Annotated in this window: 14 protein-coding genes; 9 read left to right on the top strand and 5 right to left on the bottom strand. The window is 63.3% G+C overall.

Annotated features, from left to right (window positions below; all coding sequences use genetic code 11):
* Positions 1–166 precede the first annotated feature (166 nt).
* The 6 genes from ACFHWW_RS10450 to ACFHWW_RS10475 all read left to right on the top strand — a co-directional run bounded on the left by ACFHWW_RS10450 (position 167) and on the right by ACFHWW_RS10475 (position 7,699).
* Complete coding sequence (locus ACFHWW_RS10450) at positions 167–940, top strand: N-formylglutamate amidohydrolase (protein WP_100671729.1); 774 nt, start codon at positions 167–169, stop codon at positions 938–940.
* A 108-nt stretch (positions 941–1,048) separates the two neighbouring features.
* Positions 1,049–2,596, top strand: coding sequence for an amino acid permease (locus ACFHWW_RS10455; protein WP_275597632.1), 1,548 nt, complete (start codon positions 1,049–1,051; stop codon positions 2,594–2,596).
* 93 nt (positions 2,597–2,689) lie between these two features.
* Positions 2,690–4,054: a glutamine synthetase family protein gene (locus ACFHWW_RS10460; protein ID WP_338282427.1), complete on the top strand. Its 1,365-nt coding sequence runs from the start codon at positions 2,690–2,692 to the stop codon at positions 4,052–4,054.
* Between the two features lie 191 nt (positions 4,055–4,245).
* Positions 4,246–5,631, top strand: a complete 1,386-nt coding sequence (locus ACFHWW_RS10465) for an aldehyde dehydrogenase family protein (protein ID WP_338282425.1) — start codon at positions 4,246–4,248, stop codon at positions 5,629–5,631.
* The gene (locus ACFHWW_RS10470; RefSeq protein ID WP_100671725.1) at positions 5,628–6,773 is read left to right on the top strand and encodes an iron-containing alcohol dehydrogenase; all 1,146 of its coding nucleotides are present in this window, start codon (positions 5,628–5,630) and stop codon (positions 6,771–6,773) included. The genes ACFHWW_RS10465 and ACFHWW_RS10470 overlap by 4 nt, the downstream gene beginning before the upstream one ends.
* 209 nt (positions 6,774–6,982) lie before the next feature.
* Positions 6,983–7,699, top strand: a complete 717-nt coding sequence (locus tag ACFHWW_RS10475; protein WP_003529183.1) for a ParA family protein — start codon at positions 6,983–6,985, stop codon at positions 7,697–7,699.
* A 26-nt stretch (positions 7,700–7,725) separates the two neighbouring features.
* Here the strand turns inward: ACFHWW_RS10475 and ACFHWW_RS10480 are convergent, their stop codons facing one another.
* Positions 7,726–9,015, bottom strand: coding sequence for an NAD(P)/FAD-dependent oxidoreductase (locus tag ACFHWW_RS10480; protein WP_379938148.1), 1,290 nt, complete (start codon positions 9,013–9,015; stop codon positions 7,726–7,728).
* Positions 9,016–9,201: 186 nt separating this feature from the next.
* The gene (locus tag ACFHWW_RS10485; protein ID WP_338282420.1) at positions 9,202–10,608 is read right to left on the bottom strand and encodes a L,D-transpeptidase; all 1,407 of its coding nucleotides are present in this window, start codon (positions 10,606–10,608) and stop codon (positions 9,202–9,204) included.
* Between the two features lie 167 nt (positions 10,609–10,775).
* Here ACFHWW_RS10485 and ACFHWW_RS10490 point away from each other — a divergent pair, with 167 nt between their 5' ends.
* On the top strand, positions 10,776–11,615 hold the full coding sequence (locus tag ACFHWW_RS10490) for a DUF4432 family protein (protein ID WP_338282418.1): 840 nt from the start codon (positions 10,776–10,778) through the stop codon (positions 11,613–11,615).
* 69 nt (positions 11,616–11,684) lie between these two features.
* Positions 11,685–12,023, top strand: a complete 339-nt coding sequence (locus tag ACFHWW_RS10495) for a TIGR01244 family sulfur transferase (protein WP_010969769.1) — start codon at positions 11,685–11,687, stop codon at positions 12,021–12,023.
* A gap of 35 nt (positions 12,024–12,058) precedes the next feature.
* Here the strand turns inward: ACFHWW_RS10495 and ACFHWW_RS10500 are convergent, their stop codons facing one another.
* The 3 genes from ACFHWW_RS10500 to ACFHWW_RS10510 are packed head-to-tail and all read right to left on the bottom strand — an operon-like array spanning position 12,059 to position 15,635.
* Positions 12,059–13,705, bottom strand: a complete 1,647-nt coding sequence (locus ACFHWW_RS10500; protein ID WP_275597635.1) for a thiamine pyrophosphate-binding protein — start codon at positions 13,703–13,705, stop codon at positions 12,059–12,061.
* 35 nt (positions 13,706–13,740) lie between these two features.
* Positions 13,741–14,694 (bottom strand): DMT family transporter, encoded by a 954-nt coding sequence (locus ACFHWW_RS10505; protein ID WP_338282409.1) that lies wholly within the window; start codon positions 14,692–14,694, stop codon positions 13,741–13,743.
* Complete coding sequence (locus ACFHWW_RS10510; protein ID WP_338282408.1) at positions 14,691–15,635, bottom strand: alpha/beta hydrolase; 945 nt, start codon at positions 15,633–15,635, stop codon at positions 14,691–14,693. The genes ACFHWW_RS10505 and ACFHWW_RS10510 overlap by 4 nt, the downstream gene beginning before the upstream one ends.
* Positions 15,636–15,824: 189 nt before the next feature.
* On the opposite strand from ACFHWW_RS10510, the gene ACFHWW_RS10515 reads away from it, so the two are divergent.
* Complete coding sequence (locus ACFHWW_RS10515) at positions 15,825–16,592, top strand: ribonuclease T2 (RefSeq protein WP_275597638.1); 768 nt, start codon at positions 15,825–15,827, stop codon at positions 16,590–16,592.
* The last annotated feature ends 17 nt before the right edge of the window (positions 16,593–16,609 follow it).

Below are 16,609 nucleotides of genomic sequence, written 5' to 3' on the forward strand. Positions count from 1 at the left end.
CGTCCCCTTGGCCGGTCTTTGCCAGCTTGCCGGAAATTAAACATCGCTGTCACAATCGGAGTCAATCGCAATTTTGAAAAGATCGTTTCAGTTTTCCATTGACACGTGCCGATTCGTGAAGAATTCTCTTCACAACCATCGTCTGACGAGGCATTGGGGGCCGGTTTTGACGGGACTTTTGACTGAGGCAGAGGGCGACCCGGTCGCGATCGAGAACGCCGAAGCGAAGGGAGAATTCCTCTTCGTCTGCGAGCATGCCTCGAACCGGATGCCCGAGCGGCTGGGAACGCTCGGCCTTTCGAAGGAGGCGCTCGAGAGTCATGTCGCTTGGGATCCCGGCGCACTGGCAGTCTCCCGATTGCTCTCCGAAAAGCTTGACGGCACGGTCATCCATCAACGTTTTTCCCGGCTCGCCTATGACTGCAACAGGCCGCCGGAGTCTGACGCGGCGATGCCTGTCCTCAGCGAGGTCTATGACGTGCCCGGCAACAGGACCATGTCGGCGGCGGAGCGGCGTTCGCGGGTGGAGGAGATCTATCTGCCGTTTCAGGAGGCGGTGACGCGCGCGGTCGCAGACCGCAAGGCCGCAGGCAGGCGGCCGGTTCTCGTGACCATGCATAGTTTCACGCCGATCTATTTCGGCAAGCCGCGGACAGTCGAGTTAGGCATTCTGCACGACGCCGACAGCCGGCTCGCGGACCGCATGCTTGCCGCCGCAGCCATCGGCGAGGCGGGTTACGAGGTCCGCCGCAACGAGCCTTACGGGCCGGCCGACGGTGTGACGCACAGCCTGATCGAGTACGGCGTCCGCTTTGGCGTGCCGAATGTCATGATCGAGATTCGCAACGATCTCATCCGCGATAAAGTCGGCCAAAGGGTCATGGCCGATTATCTGGCGGGGCTGCTCGCGAAGAGCGTGGCTGCCCTTCCGGCGCACTAAAAGACCCTGGGGGAGCGGCAAAGCCGCGGTGCTGCTCCGGTTTCCGGAGCAGGGGTGACATGATCTTCCGCAATGGCGCGGCGGGTCTTGGAGAAACAGGGGAAAAGGATGTCAGACTACACCGAAGTCGACAAGAAGCAGGATATGCAGATCCTGCATTCGATGGGCTATGCCCAGGAACTCGAAAGGCGAATGAGCCAGTTCTCGAATTTCGCCGTCTCGTTCTCGATCATCTGCATTCTGTCCGGTGGCATCAACTCGCTGGCGCAGGCGACTTCCGGGGCCGGAGGCGCCGCGATCGGCATCGGCTGGCCGCTCGGATGCTTCATCTCGTTTGTCTTCGCGGTCGCCATGGCGCAGATCAGCTCCGCCTATCCGACCGCCGGCGGCCTCTATCACTGGGGTTCAATCCTCGGCAACCGTTTTACCGGCTGGCTGACCGCATGGTTCAATTTGCTCGGTCTGGTCACCGTTCTCGGCGCCATCAATGTCGGCACCTATTATTTTTTCATGGGCTCGTTCGGAACGCCTTACTTCGGTCTCGAGGACACGACGATGACGCGCATCGTCTTCCTGGCGATCATCACCGGCGCGCAGGCGCTCGTGAACCATATGGGCATCGGACTGACGGCGAAACTCACCGACTTCTCGGGCTATCTGATCTTCGTTACCGCGATCCTCCTCGCGCTGGTCTGCCTTGCCGCTGCCGACACCTACGAGATCAGCCGTCTTTTCACCTTCTCCAATTATTCGGGCGAGACGGGCGGCAATGTGTGGCCGCAAACCTCGGGAACCTGGGTGTTCCTTCTCGGGCTGCTGCTGCCGATCTACACGATCACCGGCTATGACGCCTCTGCCCATACCTCGGAGGAAACGGTCAAGGCCGCACATTCCGTGCCGCGCGGCATGATTTCCTCCGTGCTCTGGGCCGCTCTCTTCGGCTACATCATGCTGTGCTCCTTCGTATTGATGATTCCTGATATGGACGAGGCTGCCAAGCAGGGCTGGAACGTGTTCTTCTGGGCGATGGACGCCCAGGTCAACCCGATCATCAAGGATATCCTCTACCTCGCCATATTCGTCAGTCAGTGGCTGTGCGGGCTGGCAACGGTTACCTCGGTTTCCCGCATGATCTTCGCCTTCTCGCGGGACGGCGGCCTGCCGGCCTCCAAAGCGCTGTCGAAGGTGAGCCCGACCTATCGCACGCCGGTGGCCGCCATCTGGACGGGTTCCATTCTTGCGGTGCTCTTCGTCTGGGGATCGTCGTTGGTGTCGATAGGCGACACGCCGGTTTACACGATCGTCGTCTCCTGCACCGTCATCTTCCTGTTCTTCTCTTTCGCGATCCCGATCACCCTGGGTCTGTTCGCCTGGGGAACATCGAAGTGGGACAAGATGGGGCCGTGGAACCTCGGTGAGGGCATGTTCAAGCTCTTCGCTATCCTTTCTATCGTCGCCATGGTGCTGATCTTCGTCCTCGGCATTCAGCCGCCGAACGACTGGGCGCTCTACATCACCGTCGGCTTCCTGATCGTGACCGGCATCATCTGGTTCGCCTTCGAAAACCGCCGTTTCCGCGGCCCGCCGATCGGCGACGAGGTTGCGCGCCGCCAGGCCGAGATCGCCGCTGCCGAAAAGGCGGTCGGCGAAGCCTGAACCAACATCAAGAGAGTGGGGGTCGCGACCGCGATCCCCGCTTCGTTTCGCGGTTCAAGGGAACGGCCGCGCCGAACATGGGATGACACTTTCATGAGCTATTCGTTCGAGGAACTGAAAGAGGATGTTGCCGCCGGCCGCATCGACACGGTGCTCGCCTGCCAGGTGGACATGCAGGGCCGCCTGATGGGCAAGCGGTTTCATGCGGAATATTTCGTGGAAAGCGCATGGAAGGAGACGCATAGCTGCAACTACCTGCTTGCCACAGATATGGAGATGGAGACCGTTCCGGGCTACAAGGCGACGAGCTGGGAGAAAGGGTACGGCGATTACACGATGAAGCCGGACCTCTCGACCCTCCGGCGCATTCCGTGGCTCGAAGGCACCGCGCTGGTTCTCTGCGACATGCTGGACCATGACACGCATGCGGAAGTGCCGCACTCGCCGCGCGCCATTTTGAAGAAGCAGGTGGCGCGCCTCGAAGCCTTGGGCTTCAAGGCCTATATGGCGAGCGAACTCGAATTCTTCCTCTTCGATCAGTCCTATGACGATGCGAGGCTCTCGGGATATCGCGACCTGCAGCTCGCCAGCGGCTACAACGAGGATTACCACATCTTCCAGACGACCAAGGAAGAGGATGTGATGCGGGCGATCCGCAACGGTCTTCAGGGAGCCGGGATTCCGGTCGAGAACTCCAAGGGCGAGGCGTCCGCCGGCCAGGAGGAGATCAACGTCCGTTACGCGGAGGCCGTGACGATGGCCGACCGGCATGCGATCATCAAGAACGGCTGCAAGGAAATCGCCTGGCAGCGCGGCAAGGCGATCACCTTCCTTGCCAAGTGGAACTACTCGGCCGCCGGCTCCTCGTCGCACATCCACCAGTCGCTCTGGAGCAAGGACGGAGAAACGCCGCTGTTCTTCGACAAGAACGGGCAGTATGGCATGTCTGAGCTCATGCGCCACTATGTGGCCGGTCAGCTCGCCCATGCGAGCGAGGTAACCTATTTCCTGGCGCCCTATATCAACTCCTACAAGCGCTTCATGGCCGGCACCTTCGCTCCGACCAAGGCGATCTGGAGCAAGGACAACCGCACGGCCGGCTATCGCCTCTGCGGTGAGGGCAGCAAGGCAATCCGCATCGAATGCCGCGTCGGCGGCTCCGATCTCAATCCGTACCTTGCCTTTGCCGCCCTGATCGCGGCCGGCATTTCCGGCATCGAGAACAAGATGGAACTGGAGGCGCCCTTCGTGGGCGACGCCTATCAGGGCAAGGAGGTGCGCGAGATCCCGCATACGCTGAGAGAGGCGAGCGAGGCGCTTTCCGGTTCGAAGATGCTGCGTGCCGCTTTCGGCGAAGAGGTTGTCGATCATTATGTGCACGCCGCAGAATGGGAGCAGCAGGAATATGACCGGCGGGTGACCGACTGGGAGGTCGCGCGCGGGTTCGAAAGGGCGTAGAAACGCCCCTCCCCAATCCCTCCCCACGAGGGGGAGGGGCTACGTTGCGGCACCCTCCGATCGAAAGCCGATGCCTCAACAAGGAGCATGGCCGAACTACCGTGCGGAGCGGTGCCGCAGGTCAAGCCCCTCCCTCTTGTGGGGAGGGTTAGGGAGGGGAATTCATGTGAAATGAGAACAGGAAGACGATCATGACGATGATCCGATGTGTTTCGCCGGTCGACGGCGAGGTTTATGCCGAGCGCCCGGCAATGCCGCTGGAGATGGCGAGGCAGGCCGTGGCACATGCGCGCCTCGCGCAGAAGGCCTGGGCCAGGCGCCCGCTCGATGAACGTGTGAAGCTGGTGCTTGCCGGCGTGGCACGCCTCAACGAGATGGTCGACGAGGTGGTGCCGGAGCTCGCCTGGCAGATGGGCCGGCCGGTGCGCTATGGCGGCGAATTCAAGGGATTCAACGAGCGCTCCAATTACGTCGCCTCGATCGCGGCCGATGCGCTGAAGCCGCTCGTCGTGGAGGAGAGCGACCGCTTCGAGCGGCGCATCGCGCGCGAGCCGCATGGCGTCGTCTTCGTCATCGCTCCGTGGAACTATCCCTATATGACCGCGATCAACACGGTCGCGCCGGCGCTGATGGCCGGCAATACCGTGATCCTCAAGCACGCCAGCCAGACGATCCTCGTCGGCGAGCGCATGGTGCGCGCCTTCATCGAGGCGGGCGTTCCGGCGGACGTTTTCCAGAACCTGTTCCTGGATCACGACACGACGGCGGCGCTGATTGCCGCCAAGAGCTTCGACTTCATCAACTTCACCGGATCGGTCGAAGGCGGCCGGTCGATCGAGCGGGCGGCGGCCGGCACCTTTACCGGCCTCGGCCTCGAACTCGGCGGCAAGGATCCTGGCTATGTGATGGAGGATGCCGACCTCGACGCGGCCGTCGACACGCTGATGGACGGCGCGACCTACAATTCCGGCCAGTGCTGCTGCGGCATCGAGCGCATCTATGTGCACGAGTCGCTCTATGACGCCTTTGTCGAGAAATCGGTCGCCTGGGCGTCCAATTACAAGCTCGGCAATCCACTCGATGCGGAGACGACGCTCGGTCCGATGGCAAACAAGCGCTTTGCGGCAACGGTGCGCAATCAGATCGCCGATGCGATCTCCAGGGGTGCCAAGGCGCTGATCGACCCGAAGCTCTTCCCGCAGGACGATGGCGGTGCCTATCTGGCGCCGCAAGTCCTTGTCGACGTCGATCACTCCATGGAGTTCATGCGCGAGGAAACCTTCGGGCCGGCCGTGGGCATCATGAAGGTGAAGAGCGACGCCGAGGCGATCGAATTGATGAACGACAGCCGGTACGGTCTTACCGCGTCGCTCTGGACGAAGGATGCGGAGCGCGCGGCCCGGATCGGCAGTGAGCTCGAAACCGGCACGGTTTTCATGAATCGCGCCGACTATCTCGATCCGGCGCTGTGCTGGACCGGCGTCAAGGAGACCGGCCGGGGCGGCTCGCTCTCGGTGCTCGGCTTCCACAACCTCACCCGCCCGAAATCCTATCACCTCAAGAAAGTGACCGCATGACCATCACCGCCAACTGGAGCTATCCGACCGCCGTCAAATTCGGCGCCGGCCGGATCAAGGAGCTTGCCGACCACTGCAAGGCGCTCGGCATCAAGAAGCCGCTGCTCATAACGGATCGCGGACTTGCCCCGATGGCGATCACGCAGCAGGCGCTCGATATTCTGGAAGCGGGTGGGCTCGGACGCGCGATCTTCGCGGACGTCGATCCGAACCCCAACGACAGGAACCTCGAAGCCGGCGTGAAAGCGTTCCGTGACGGCGGCCATGACGGCGTCGTCGCCTTCGGCGGCGGCTCGGGCCTGGACCTCGGCAAGTGCGTCGCATTCATGGCCGGCCAGACGCGGCCGGTCTGGGACTTCGAGGATATCGGCGACTGGTGGACCCGGGCGAGCGTCGAAGGTATCGCGCCGATCGTCGCCGTTCCGACGACCGCCGGCACCGGGTCAGAAGTCGGGCGCGCCAGCGTCATCACCAATTCGGCAAGTCATGTGAAGAAGGTGATCTTCCATCCGAAGTTCCTTCCTGGCGTCACGATCTGCGATCCGGAATTGACGGTCGGCATGCCCAAGGCGATCACCGCCGGCACGGGCATGGACGCCTTTGCCCATTGCCTCGAAGCCTATTCGTCTCCCTTCTATCACCCGATGTCGGCAGGTATCGCCCTCGAGGGCATGCGGCTCGTCAAGGAATACCTGCCGCGCGCCTATAAGGACGGCACGGATCTCGAAGCCCGTGCCAATATGATGAGCGCGGCGGCCATGGGGGCGGTTGCATTCCAGAAGGGCCTCGGCGCGATCCACTCGCTGTCGCATCCCGTCGGCGCGATCTACAACACCCATCACGGCATGACCAACGCCGTGGTGATGCCCCCGGTCCTGCGGTTCAACCGCTCCGCGATCGAGGAGAAGATCGGTCGCGCCGCCGCCTATCTCGGCATTGCGGGCGGTTTCGACGGTTTCTATGACTATGTGCTGCAGCTCCGGGAGGAACTCGGCGTTCCCGACAAGCTGTCGGCGCTTGGTGTCGGCACGGACCGTATCGACGAGATGGCCGAGATGGCGATCGTCGATCCGACGGCCGGCGGCAATCCCGTCGAACTGACGCTCGATGCTGCCAAAAAGCTGTTCGCCGAATGCATTTGACGGGAGCCGTCGTTAATTTTTTCGAGCCCGGAAAACCCATGTTTTCCGGGCTTTTTCGTTGCTCTTCAACGGAAAATGCGCCCCACGGTTAACTTTTGGGGGCCAAAAGTTTCCATTTCGTTAACCATGTTCTGCAAGGTTCTATTAAGGAAACCGCGCGCCGGGCATCGCTCGGCGGACCGGAAACGAGCAAGGACGAGGTGAGAGAAATGGCGGTCATCACATTCGCCAATGCAAAGGGCGGTGCGGGAAAGACGACCGCGGCGCTGATCCTGTCGACGGAACTGGCGAGGCAGGGAAACCGCGTCGTGGTACTGGACGCCGATCCGCAGCGCTGGATCACGAGCTGGTCCGAAGTGTCCGGCCGTGTCGCCAATCTCGAGGTGATTTCGCACGTCACTCCGGCTTCGCTTCCCTGTCATATCCGCGAACTCAAGGGTGAGGCCGATTTCATCGTCATCGACCTCGCCGGAGCCAAGGACGCGATCGTCGCGTTGGCGCTGGGGCTGTCCGATCACGTGCTGATACCGGTTCAGGGCTGTGCCATGGATGCGCGGGGGGCCGTACAGATTCTTGAACTTATCCGCCATATCGGAGAGAAGGCGAGGGTACGCATCAACCACTCGGTCGTGTTGACGCGCGTCAATTCGCTGGTGACCACGCGAGCGCTGCAGACGATCAAGGCGCTGCTCGCCTCCCGCGGCGTTTCGGTCCTCGACACGCCGATCGTCGAGCGTGTTGCCTATCGCGAAATCTTCGAGTGCGGCGGCACCCTGCAGATGATGGACCCGAACAGGGTCAGCAATCTCGACAAGGCGCGCGAAAACGCCTACGCGCTTGCCGCCGAGGTGCAGAACCTGCTCCCCGTGACCGCACGCCGCGCCCTGATGTCCCGCCTGCGCTCGGCTTTGCCGCGGGCGGCGTAGCGATCGATCGCGAAGGGCGTTGCCGTTCAGAACCGTTTATCGATGAAATGCTTGGCCTGGGCGCCGGCGTGGTAGAAGACGGATTTCAGGGTCCGCCACGGATCCGGCGTGACCGGCGTCTCGGCAAGCGGGATCGCGGACGTGTCGCCGGTGACGTGACGGGCAAGCGCGCGGCCGAAGACCGTACCTGGGGCTATGCCGCGGCCGTTATATCCGCTGATCGATACGACATTCGGGGCGAGCACATGCATGGCCGGCAGATTGTTCGTGGTCATGCCGATGCGGCCGTCCCACCAATATTCGAAGCGGAAATCCCCGATAAAGGGGAAGAGCTTGCGCACGGACCGGGCGGCGAAGGCCCGGTGTGTGCTCGCGGCGATCGCATCGAGCCTGCCGATCGATCCGAAAATCAGCCGGTTCTGCTTGTCCATGCGGAAGGAGGTCATCACCAGCCCCGTGTCCCAGGCCCCCTGCCGTTCGGGCAATATGCGCTCGGCCACGTTGTCGGGCAGCGGATTGGTCGCGAACTGGAAATAGGGAAGGATCGTCAGCTCCTGCCGATACTCCTTCCATGGGACATCGGTGACAAGGCCTCCATAGGCGTTGGTCGCTAAAATGACGTGACGGGCCGTGACCGTCCCCCGCCCGGTCTTCAATTTCCAGAGATCGCCTTGGCGGCTGGCTCCAAGGAGGGGGGTATCGGTGAAGATTTCGGCGCCGACGGCAAGCGCTGCACGGGCCAATCCCCGCGCATAGGCGAGCGGCTGTATCGTTCCGGCGCGACGGTCGAGCAGTGCGCCTGTGAAGCACTCGGCCCCTGAAAGCGCGTGCGCCTTTTCTGCCGAAAGCACCTCAACCGGAGCACCGCGTTTTTTCCATTGCGCCTCGCGCTCCCGGATTTCCTTGAGCCCTTCCGCGCCGACCGACATATGCAGCGTGCCGTTGCGAACGGCTTCGCATTCGATTCCATGTTTCGCAACGAGATCATAGACGAATGACGGGCCGTCGCCGAGTTCGTCGAGAAGCCGATTGCCCGCGGCTGCTCCGAGCGTTGCAATCAGGTCGTCGGGCTGCACCCACATGCCGGCATTGACCAGGCCGACATTGCGGCCCGAACCCCCGAAGCCGATCATCCGCGATTCGATCACCGCCGTCCTGACGCCTGTCTCGGCCAGATGAAGCGCGGCCGAAAGGCCAGTGAAACCACCTCCGACGATCGCCACCTCGACCGCCAGGTCGCCTGCTAGCGGAGCGGTGCGCGGAGCGGCCGGTGCCGTCGCATGCCAGAGATTGGGGAGAGCACGCTCCGTTGCCATCGCGGACAGTTCCTTAGAGTCAGGGGTGTTTCGCCTGTGATAAAGGCAATGCGTCGGAGTTTTTCATGACAATGTTTCATGATGTCATGAGGCTGCTGCGCCGGCAGGGCTATATGGCATTCGAGGCAGCTCAAGCGTGTCGCGATCATGCGCATTCACGCGGCACGCTTGGCCGATTGTCGTGCGTCAGTCGACGAATTCGACCGTGACGCCAGTGCTCACCATCTTGCCGAGTTCGGTCGCATCCCAGTTGGTAAGGCGGACGCAGCCATGGCTCTGGGTCTTGCCGATCTTCGACGGCTCCGGTGTCCCGTGAATGCCGTAGGTCGGCTTCGACAGTGCGATCCAGACGGTGCCCACCGGGCCGTTCGGACCCGGCTGCAATTGCAGGATCCTGTCGTTCGCGCCCTGCTGGAAGTTGATCTTCGGGTTATAGGTATAACCAGGATCGAAGGCGATACGCTCGACATGCACGGTCCCGGAAGGCGACGGCGTGTCGGAGGAGCCGATTGTGGCCGGATAGGCGGCGATCAGTTTCCCCGCTTCGTCGTAGGCGAGCACCTGCTTGCGGGCCTTGTCCGCGAGGATGCGCGCCACCTTGCCCTTCTTGTTCGGGCCGGGATTGACGACCTTGATCGTTGTGCCGGGAATTGAAAAATCGGCACCGGGATTGAGCTCGCGCAGATAGGCCTCGTCCATGTGGAACTTTTCGCCGAGCATCTCCGTCACCGACGTGAACGACAGATGCGGCAGCTGCGCCTTGTGTGCGTAATCTTCCGGGATGGAGGCGACAAAGGGGCCGGCCGCATCCGCGGCGGTGATCGTGTAGGTCGTAATCGGCAAGCCGCCGTTGAAGCGCAGCCGCTCGAGAATGTCTTCGGTATTGTTCGGATCGAGCGTTTCGCCCGTTGCCTGCTGCCAGGCTTCAATGGCCTTGGTGACGTTCGAGCCCATCTTGCCGTCGATCACGCCGGGAGAATAGCCTTCGCGGTCGAGGAAGACCTGCAGGGCAGCGATCTCGGCGCGCGACTTTCCCCTCACCGTCATGGCCGGCGGCATCGGCTGTGCCAGCGGGTCATTGTATTGCGGATCGTAGGCAGCCTCCTCACGATCGGAGAGCGAGGGAAGGCTGTTGGGCAGATCCTCGCGCTCGACCGGAGCGGGCGCAATATCGCGATATTCGGGGATGGCGCCGGTAAACTCGCCGGGCTCCGAATAGCCGTAACCGCGATCGCGGGGATCGGGATAGCCATCGCGCCCGTATTGGCGGCGCCGCTGTCCGCGACCATAGCCGTCATTCGGCACGACGGTGGCGACGATATTGCCCCACGGATCCACGAGCACCGTGCGTCCGCGCCGGTCGCGCATGGCGTGAACCTCGGCCTCTCCGGGGATATAGTCGAGAATGTCGCCCTCGGGGGTGACGAGCATCACGTCGCCGCCGCCCCAATAGCCACCATAGGCATCCTGTGCGTTGGCGGGCGCAAGCTCCACGGCGATGAGGGCGAATGCTGCGAAGAGCGAAAGGCCGGTGCGGGTCGCGGGCGTCACTAGGGAACCTGTCTTCATGGCGGTTGCTTTGCGGCGGTACATACCGATTTGGACGTTAATGTGAAAAAAGTGAATTCATCATGAACAGCCGGTTAAATTAGTTAGGCCAACATCCTGCCCATTGCAACGCTCGCCGAAATGGCCCGGTTCCGAGGCTTCGACTATCATGGATTCTCTGCCTGATTCCGGGCTCCTTCTGAGGAGGTGAAATGCGGACCACCTTGAACGCGGCCGATGGCGCCGCGATCCACCTCCTGTTCGACCCGTCCTCGGCACTCGATGTCGCGGCCTTCGTCGTCGGCGGCGTCGACCTGTCGCCCGGCGCGGCGATCCCCTCGGACGGCGATCCGCGGATCGACCGCGCGCTTGCGGGTTTCCTGTTCACCTGCGGTCCTGAGCACATTCGTCATCCCGAGGCTCTGGAAGGCGGCGCCGGCGCCTATTATCCCCTGCATGGTTCGCTCGCCGGAACGCCTGTCAGCCGGACCGAGATGTGCGGGGCAGGCGATCGCCGTACTGCGGTGACCGAAGTCGATCTCGCCTGCGGCGGCCGAGCGGCCATAGAGCGGCTCTGGCAAGTCGATGCGGCCGCGCACGCCGTGACGCTTGCCGACCGCGTCGTCAACATCGGTTCGTCGGCCTTTGCGCCGATGATGATGTATCACATGAACATCGCGGGCCGGCTGCTCGGCGAGATGACGCGGATCGAAAGCCCGTCGGTCGACGGCGGATCGCTTCCCTGGCGCTTCGGCGAGGGGGATAGCGCGCATTTCTGCCGGCCTGCCGTTGCCTGTGACGGATGGTCGGAGGTGGCGCTGACCGCAATGCCGGGTCTTCACGGGCGTGCACTCCGTGTGCGGTTCCGGACCGAGACGCTGCCGTTCCTGCAGATGTGGCGCTGTCAGCGCGGCGGCGCCAACGTCGTCAGCATCGAACCGGCCTCGCATCGCCTGGCGAAACGGCCCGAACTTGCCGCAAACGGGGAGCTTGGTGCTCTTAAGCCCGGTCAGTCGCGTGAATATCGCCTGGCTTTCACCGTCTCCCGATGACGCCTTCTCGATTGACGCCGCCCGGCGCCGGGCCTAAATCAGGGCAACGCTTTTCTTGAGGGACGCCACATGGACATTCGCCAGATCAACGATGAGTACTCGGTTTCGGGCCAGATCACCGTCGACGACCTCGACGAGATCAAGGCGCTCGGCTTCAAGTCCATCGTCTGTCATCGCCCGGATTTCGAGGCCCCCGATCAGCCGACCTTCGACGCCATCGCGGCACGTGCCCAGGAACTCGGGCTGGAGATCACCCATATCCCGGTCGGCCCGATGGGCGTGACCGCGGACGCGGTCAAGAGCATGGTCGACGCACTGGACGAGTTCCAGCGACCGATGCTCGGCTATTGCCGCTCCGGCGCCCGCTCCACCGCAGTCTATCAGCAGACGCTGCACATTCGGGGCTGAGGCGGGCCCGGCTGCAGCCGGGCCACCAAATGCACTCACCCGTTCCGGATTTCGCTCAGCGTCCGCGTCGGCGTGATCGCTTCCGGATCGAGCTTGATCTCGATGATAGCCGGCTTGCCGCTCTCACGCGCCCGCAGGAAGGCGCCTGCAAATTCTTCCGTCCTCGCCACCGTTTCGCCGTGGCCGCCATAGGCGCGGGCGAGCGCTGCGAAATCCGGGTTCGTCAGATCCGTCGCGCTGACGCGGCCGGGATATTCGCGCTCCTGGTGCATGCGGATCGTACCGTAGATACCGTTGTTGACGACGAGCACGATGATGGGGAGTTCGTAGCGGACGGCGGTCGCGAACTCCTGGCCGTGCATGAGGAAACAGCCGTCCCCGGCAAAGCAGACCACCTCGCGGTCGGGATGCAGATGCTTGGCCGCGACTGCGGCCGGCAGGCCGTAGCCCATCGAACCGGAAGCGGGAGCAGCCTGCGTCCCGTAACGCCGGAAACGGTGGAAGCGATGGAGCCAGGTGGCGTAGTTGCCTGCACCGTTGGTGAAGATCGTCTCCGGCCTCGTATTCGCCTCCAACCAGTTCACGATCGGGCCCATCTGCACGTCGCCCGGTCCCTTTTCCGGCGGCGTCGACCATTTGAGGTAGGCCGCATGCATTTCCCCGGTGCGGGCGGACCAATGGGGCTCGGCCGAAGGCGTCAGGCTCGAGAGCGCCGCGACGAAGTCGCGCGGGCTCGCGGCAATTGCGAGGTCCGGACGGTAGACCCGGCCGAGCTCGCCCGGATCCGGATGGACATGCACCAGGGTCTGCCTGGGGTAGGGGACGTCGATCAGCGTGTAGCCGGAGGAAGGCATCTCCGAGAACCGCCCGCCGACGAGGAGGACGAGGTCGGCATCCCGGATCTCGCCTGCCAGCGACGGATTGATGCCGATGCCGACATCGCCCGCATAGTTCGGATGCAGGTGGTCGAAAAGCATCTGGCGGCGGAAGGAGCAGCCGACAGGCAGCTGCCAACGCTCGGCGAAGCTCTGGAATCCGGCTACGGACTCGGCGGACCAGCGGGTACCGCCGAGAATGGCGATCGGCCTTTTCGCGGTGGAGAGAAGCTCTGCAAGCTGGGAGATCTGGCCTGGGCCGGGGTGACTTTCCACCGGCCGGTAAGCGCGTGCGGCCGGTGCTTCGGCGCTCTGTGTCAGCATGTCTTCCGGCAAGGTCAGGACCACGGGGCCGGGACGGCCGGACGTCGCGACGGCGAAGGCGCGCGTCACGAATTCCGGGATGCGCGCCGGATCGTCGATTTCGCCGACCCATTTTGCGACTTCGGTAAAGGCCCGGCGATACTCGATTTCCTGAAAAGCCTCCCGCTCGCGGGCGTCGCGCTGCACCTGGCCGATGAAGAGGATCATCGGAACCGAATCCTGCCGGGCCACGTGGAGGCCGGCGGAGGCATTGGTCGCGCCGGGGCCGCGGGTGACCATGCAGATGCCGGGCTCGCCCGTCAGCCGGCCCCAGGCATCCGCCATCATTGCGGCCCCGCCCTCCTGCCGACAGACGACGACCTCGATGTCGGCGTCGTAAAGCGCATCGAGCACCGCCAGATAGCTTTCTCCCGGTACGCAAGAGATGCGCTTCACCCCGTTTGCGGCAAGCGCCTCCACCACCAGTTGTCCGCCCGTTTTCATGTGCACCTCCCAACTGCTGTCCTGTTTCGCCGCTGTCAGATCGCCGGCGACACCGGCGCGATACCCGCCGTCTTCTGCACCTGTCGCTCGCGCCAGATGATATAAAGTCCTGAGCCGATGATGATCGCGATCCCCAGCCATTTCAGCGCGTCCGGCAGATCGCCGAAGACGAGCCAGCCGAAAATCGTCGCCGAGACGATCTCGAGATATTGCAGCGGCGCGAGCACCGAGGCCGGCGCCGCCCGATAGGCATAGACGCCGAGCACGCCGGAGATCGTCGCGGTGACGCCGACTCCCAACAGATAATACCAGGCGCGGCCGTCCGGCCAGACCGGATCGAAGACGCTCGATCCGCTGCCCTCGCCGAACCAGAGCAGCGCGAGACAGAAGAGGCCTCCCCAGATGCCGGCATGGAACTGCATCGACCAGGGGTCCTCGTTCTGCGCGACCATGCGCGTCACGAGCAGGAAAACGGCGAGACCGAAGGCGGCGACGATCGGCAGAAGCGCGACCCAACCAACTTCCTGCATGCTCGGCTGGATGACGAGCAGCGAACCGAGGAAGCCGACAGCGCAGGCGGTATAACGGCGCCACCCGATCGTCTCCTTCAGGAAAATGCTGCCGAGAATGGTGAGGATGATCGGTTCCACGAAGAAGATGGCGATGGCATCGGCCACCTCCATGACCTTCAGCGTGGTGATGAAGGAAAGCATGGTCACCACTAAAAGGCCGCCGCGCAGCGCATGCAGCGCACTCTTGCGCCAGGTGAGATCGAACAGCGTGCCGCGCAGAAGGACGATCGGCAGGATGAAGACGATCTGCAGCAGGAAGCGTGCCGCCGTGATCTCGGCCGAGGGAACCGTCGCTATGGCGAGCTTCGAGAAGACGTCGATCAGCGGCGACAGCAACACCGAAAGGACCATCAGCGTCAGGCCGTAGGAGATCCGGTTGTGGTCGATTGCCGCCTTGGAAAGGGAGAGCTCGCTCATGGACGGTGCCGCTTTCCCCCGACTGCCTTCCTGCACCAGGCGGCGAACTCCGTCATCGCTTTTTCCCGTCCGATCTCGTTCAGCGTTTCGTGGCGCATGCCCTCGTGAATTGCGATCGTGACATCCGTCATGCCCCGCGCTTTCATGCGGTTGCCCAGCCAGCGAACGGCCTCTCCGTTGAGGGTGGAAGGATCGGCGCTGCCGCCGACGAGGTGAACCGGCAGGCTTGACGGTAGCCGCCACAGCCGGTCGGAGCGGGCCCCGGCAAAGGCGAAGGCGAATACGTCGAGCCACAGCGATACGGTCGGGTCGAAACCACAGAGCGGATCTTCGAGATATTTGGCAACCTCGCTTCTATCGCGCGAGAGCCAATCGAAATCGGTCTGCCGGTCGGCGATGCTGGTGCTCCAGGCACCGAAGGTGAGTTTCGTCACGAGCGGACTTGGCACGTCCGAACCCTTCAGCATCTTCTCGATCGCCAGCAGCAACTGGCCGCCGCGCCCGGCAAGGCCGGGCCGGAAATTGGAGTTCCACACAGCAAGCGCGTCGTAGAGTTCCGGATCGGTTTCGGCGGCGTTAAGCGCGATCAGGCCGCCCATCGAATGGCCGAACAGCACGACCGGCAGGCCGGGATGGCTGGCCACCGCCATATCGCGGAGCGCGCGGAGATCCGCGACGACCTTGGCAGCGCCATCCCGCTGCGCGAACATGGCGGGACACGCATCGGGGGCACAGCTCGTGCCGTGGCCGCGGTGGTCATGGGCGTAGACGTGGAAACCTTGGCCGGCCATGGCTTCGGCAAAGCGGGCATAGCGGCCGGAATGCTCGGCAAGGCCGTGGCTGATGACGAGAATGCCTTGCGGTTCACCCGCGGCGCCGAGATGGCGCCAGCCGAGCGTCGCGCCGGTCGGGCTTCGATGCGTCCTCACCTGCCCGAACATGCCATGCGCTCTCCCCCACTTGCGGATGCCGTGCGGATATCAAATCGATTTGGGTGGGAAAGGCAACCGCAGCTTGTTGCTCGTTGCGCATGAGATCACAACGAATCCGCAGATGCGATTCAGGGTTGCAATTTTCCCGTATATGGCGTTATTTGTTCCTGTTTTGTTTCCTTTAGAGGGTTTGGGGCAATGAAGACAAGGGCGATGATGCATCTGATCAGGTTGGCGGCGCTGGCGCTGGGTTTGGCGAATGCGCCCCTCGCTGCGGCTCAGGAGAGTGAGGCGAGCGAGGGCGAAACCGGCGCGGGAAGGACGGAATATGTCCTCGCCGTGAGCTGGCAGCCGGGATTCTGCGAGACGCGGCCCGATCGCAAGGAATGCGTCGATCAGACCGCGGATCGCTTCGACGCCACGAATTTCTCGCTTCATGGACTATGGCCGCTCAAGAAGAGCTATTGCGGCGTGGAAGCGGATCTGAAAGCGCGCGACCGCAAGGGCGATTGGCTGGAACTGCCGGAAGTCGCCATGGGGGACGAGACGGCCAAGCGCCTGCTCGTCGCCATGCCGGGCGTCATGTCCGGTCTGGACCGGCACCAATGGCTGCGCAACGGTACCTGCCAGACGGCAAATGCCGAGGACTATTTCGCGCTGCAGCTCCGGCTTCTGGACGAGCTCAACCGGTCGGCGGTGCGTGCGCTCTTCGCCGGCGGGATCGGCAGGGAACTCGACGAAAAACAGATCAAGCAGGCCTTCGACCAGACTTTCGGGGCGGGGGCCGGAGACCGGGTGCGCATGCGTTGCCAGTCGGTGAACGGCCGCGACGTGATTACCGGGCTGACGATCGGGCTCTCGGGCGACCTCTCGGGCAAAGCCGAGCTGGCGGATTTGATCCAGGCGGCGGGGCCGACGGAATTCAAATGCGCGAAGGGGGTCGCAGACGCTGCCGGGCGGGGCTGATCCGGACCGCAATTCGC

It is taken from the genome of Sinorhizobium sp. P24N7 (assembly GCF_042436655.1).
GTDB classification, from domain to species: domain Bacteria; phylum Pseudomonadota; class Alphaproteobacteria; order Rhizobiales; family Rhizobiaceae; genus Sinorhizobium; species Sinorhizobium meliloti_A.

Excerpts from the sequence above, each read along its gene's own strand:
- ACFHWW_RS10455 (WP_275597632.1), top strand. The coding sequence starts at position 1,049 with ATGTCAGACTACACCGAAGTCGACAAGAAGCAGGATATGCAGATCCTG.
- ACFHWW_RS10460 (WP_338282427.1), top strand. The coding sequence starts at position 2,690 with ATGAGCTATTCGTTCGAGGAACTGAAAGAGGATGTTGCCGCCGGCCGC.
- ACFHWW_RS10465 (WP_338282425.1), top strand. The coding sequence starts at position 4,246 with ATGACGATGATCCGATGTGTTTCGCCGGTCGACGGCGAGGTTTATGCC.
- ACFHWW_RS10470 (WP_100671725.1), top strand. The coding sequence starts at position 5,628 with ATGACCATCACCGCCAACTGGAGCTATCCGACCGCCGTCAAATTCGGC.
- ACFHWW_RS10475 (WP_003529183.1), top strand. The coding sequence starts at position 6,983 with ATGGCGGTCATCACATTCGCCAATGCAAAGGGCGGTGCGGGAAAGACG.
- ACFHWW_RS10480 (WP_379938148.1), bottom strand. The coding sequence starts at position 9,015 with ATGGCAACGGAGCGTGCTCTCCCCAATCTCTGGCATGCGACGGCACCG.
- ACFHWW_RS10485 (WP_338282420.1), bottom strand. The coding sequence starts at position 10,608 with ATGTACCGCCGCAAAGCAACCGCCATGAAGACAGGTTCCCTAGTGACG.
- ACFHWW_RS10490 (WP_338282418.1), top strand. The coding sequence starts at position 10,776 with ATGCGGACCACCTTGAACGCGGCCGATGGCGCCGCGATCCACCTCCTG.
- ACFHWW_RS10495 (WP_010969769.1), top strand. The coding sequence starts at position 11,685 with ATGGACATTCGCCAGATCAACGATGAGTACTCGGTTTCGGGCCAGATC.
- ACFHWW_RS10500 (WP_275597635.1), bottom strand. The coding sequence starts at position 13,705 with ATGAAAACGGGCGGACAACTGGTGGTGGAGGCGCTTGCCGCAAACGGG.
- ACFHWW_RS10505 (WP_338282409.1), bottom strand. The coding sequence starts at position 14,694 with ATGAGCGAGCTCTCCCTTTCCAAGGCGGCAATCGACCACAACCGGATC.
- ACFHWW_RS10510 (WP_338282408.1), bottom strand. The coding sequence starts at position 15,635 with ATGTTCGGGCAGGTGAGGACGCATCGAAGCCCGACCGGCGCGACGCTC.
- ACFHWW_RS10515 (WP_275597638.1), top strand. The coding sequence starts at position 15,825 with ATGAAGACAAGGGCGATGATGCATCTGATCAGGTTGGCGGCGCTGGCG.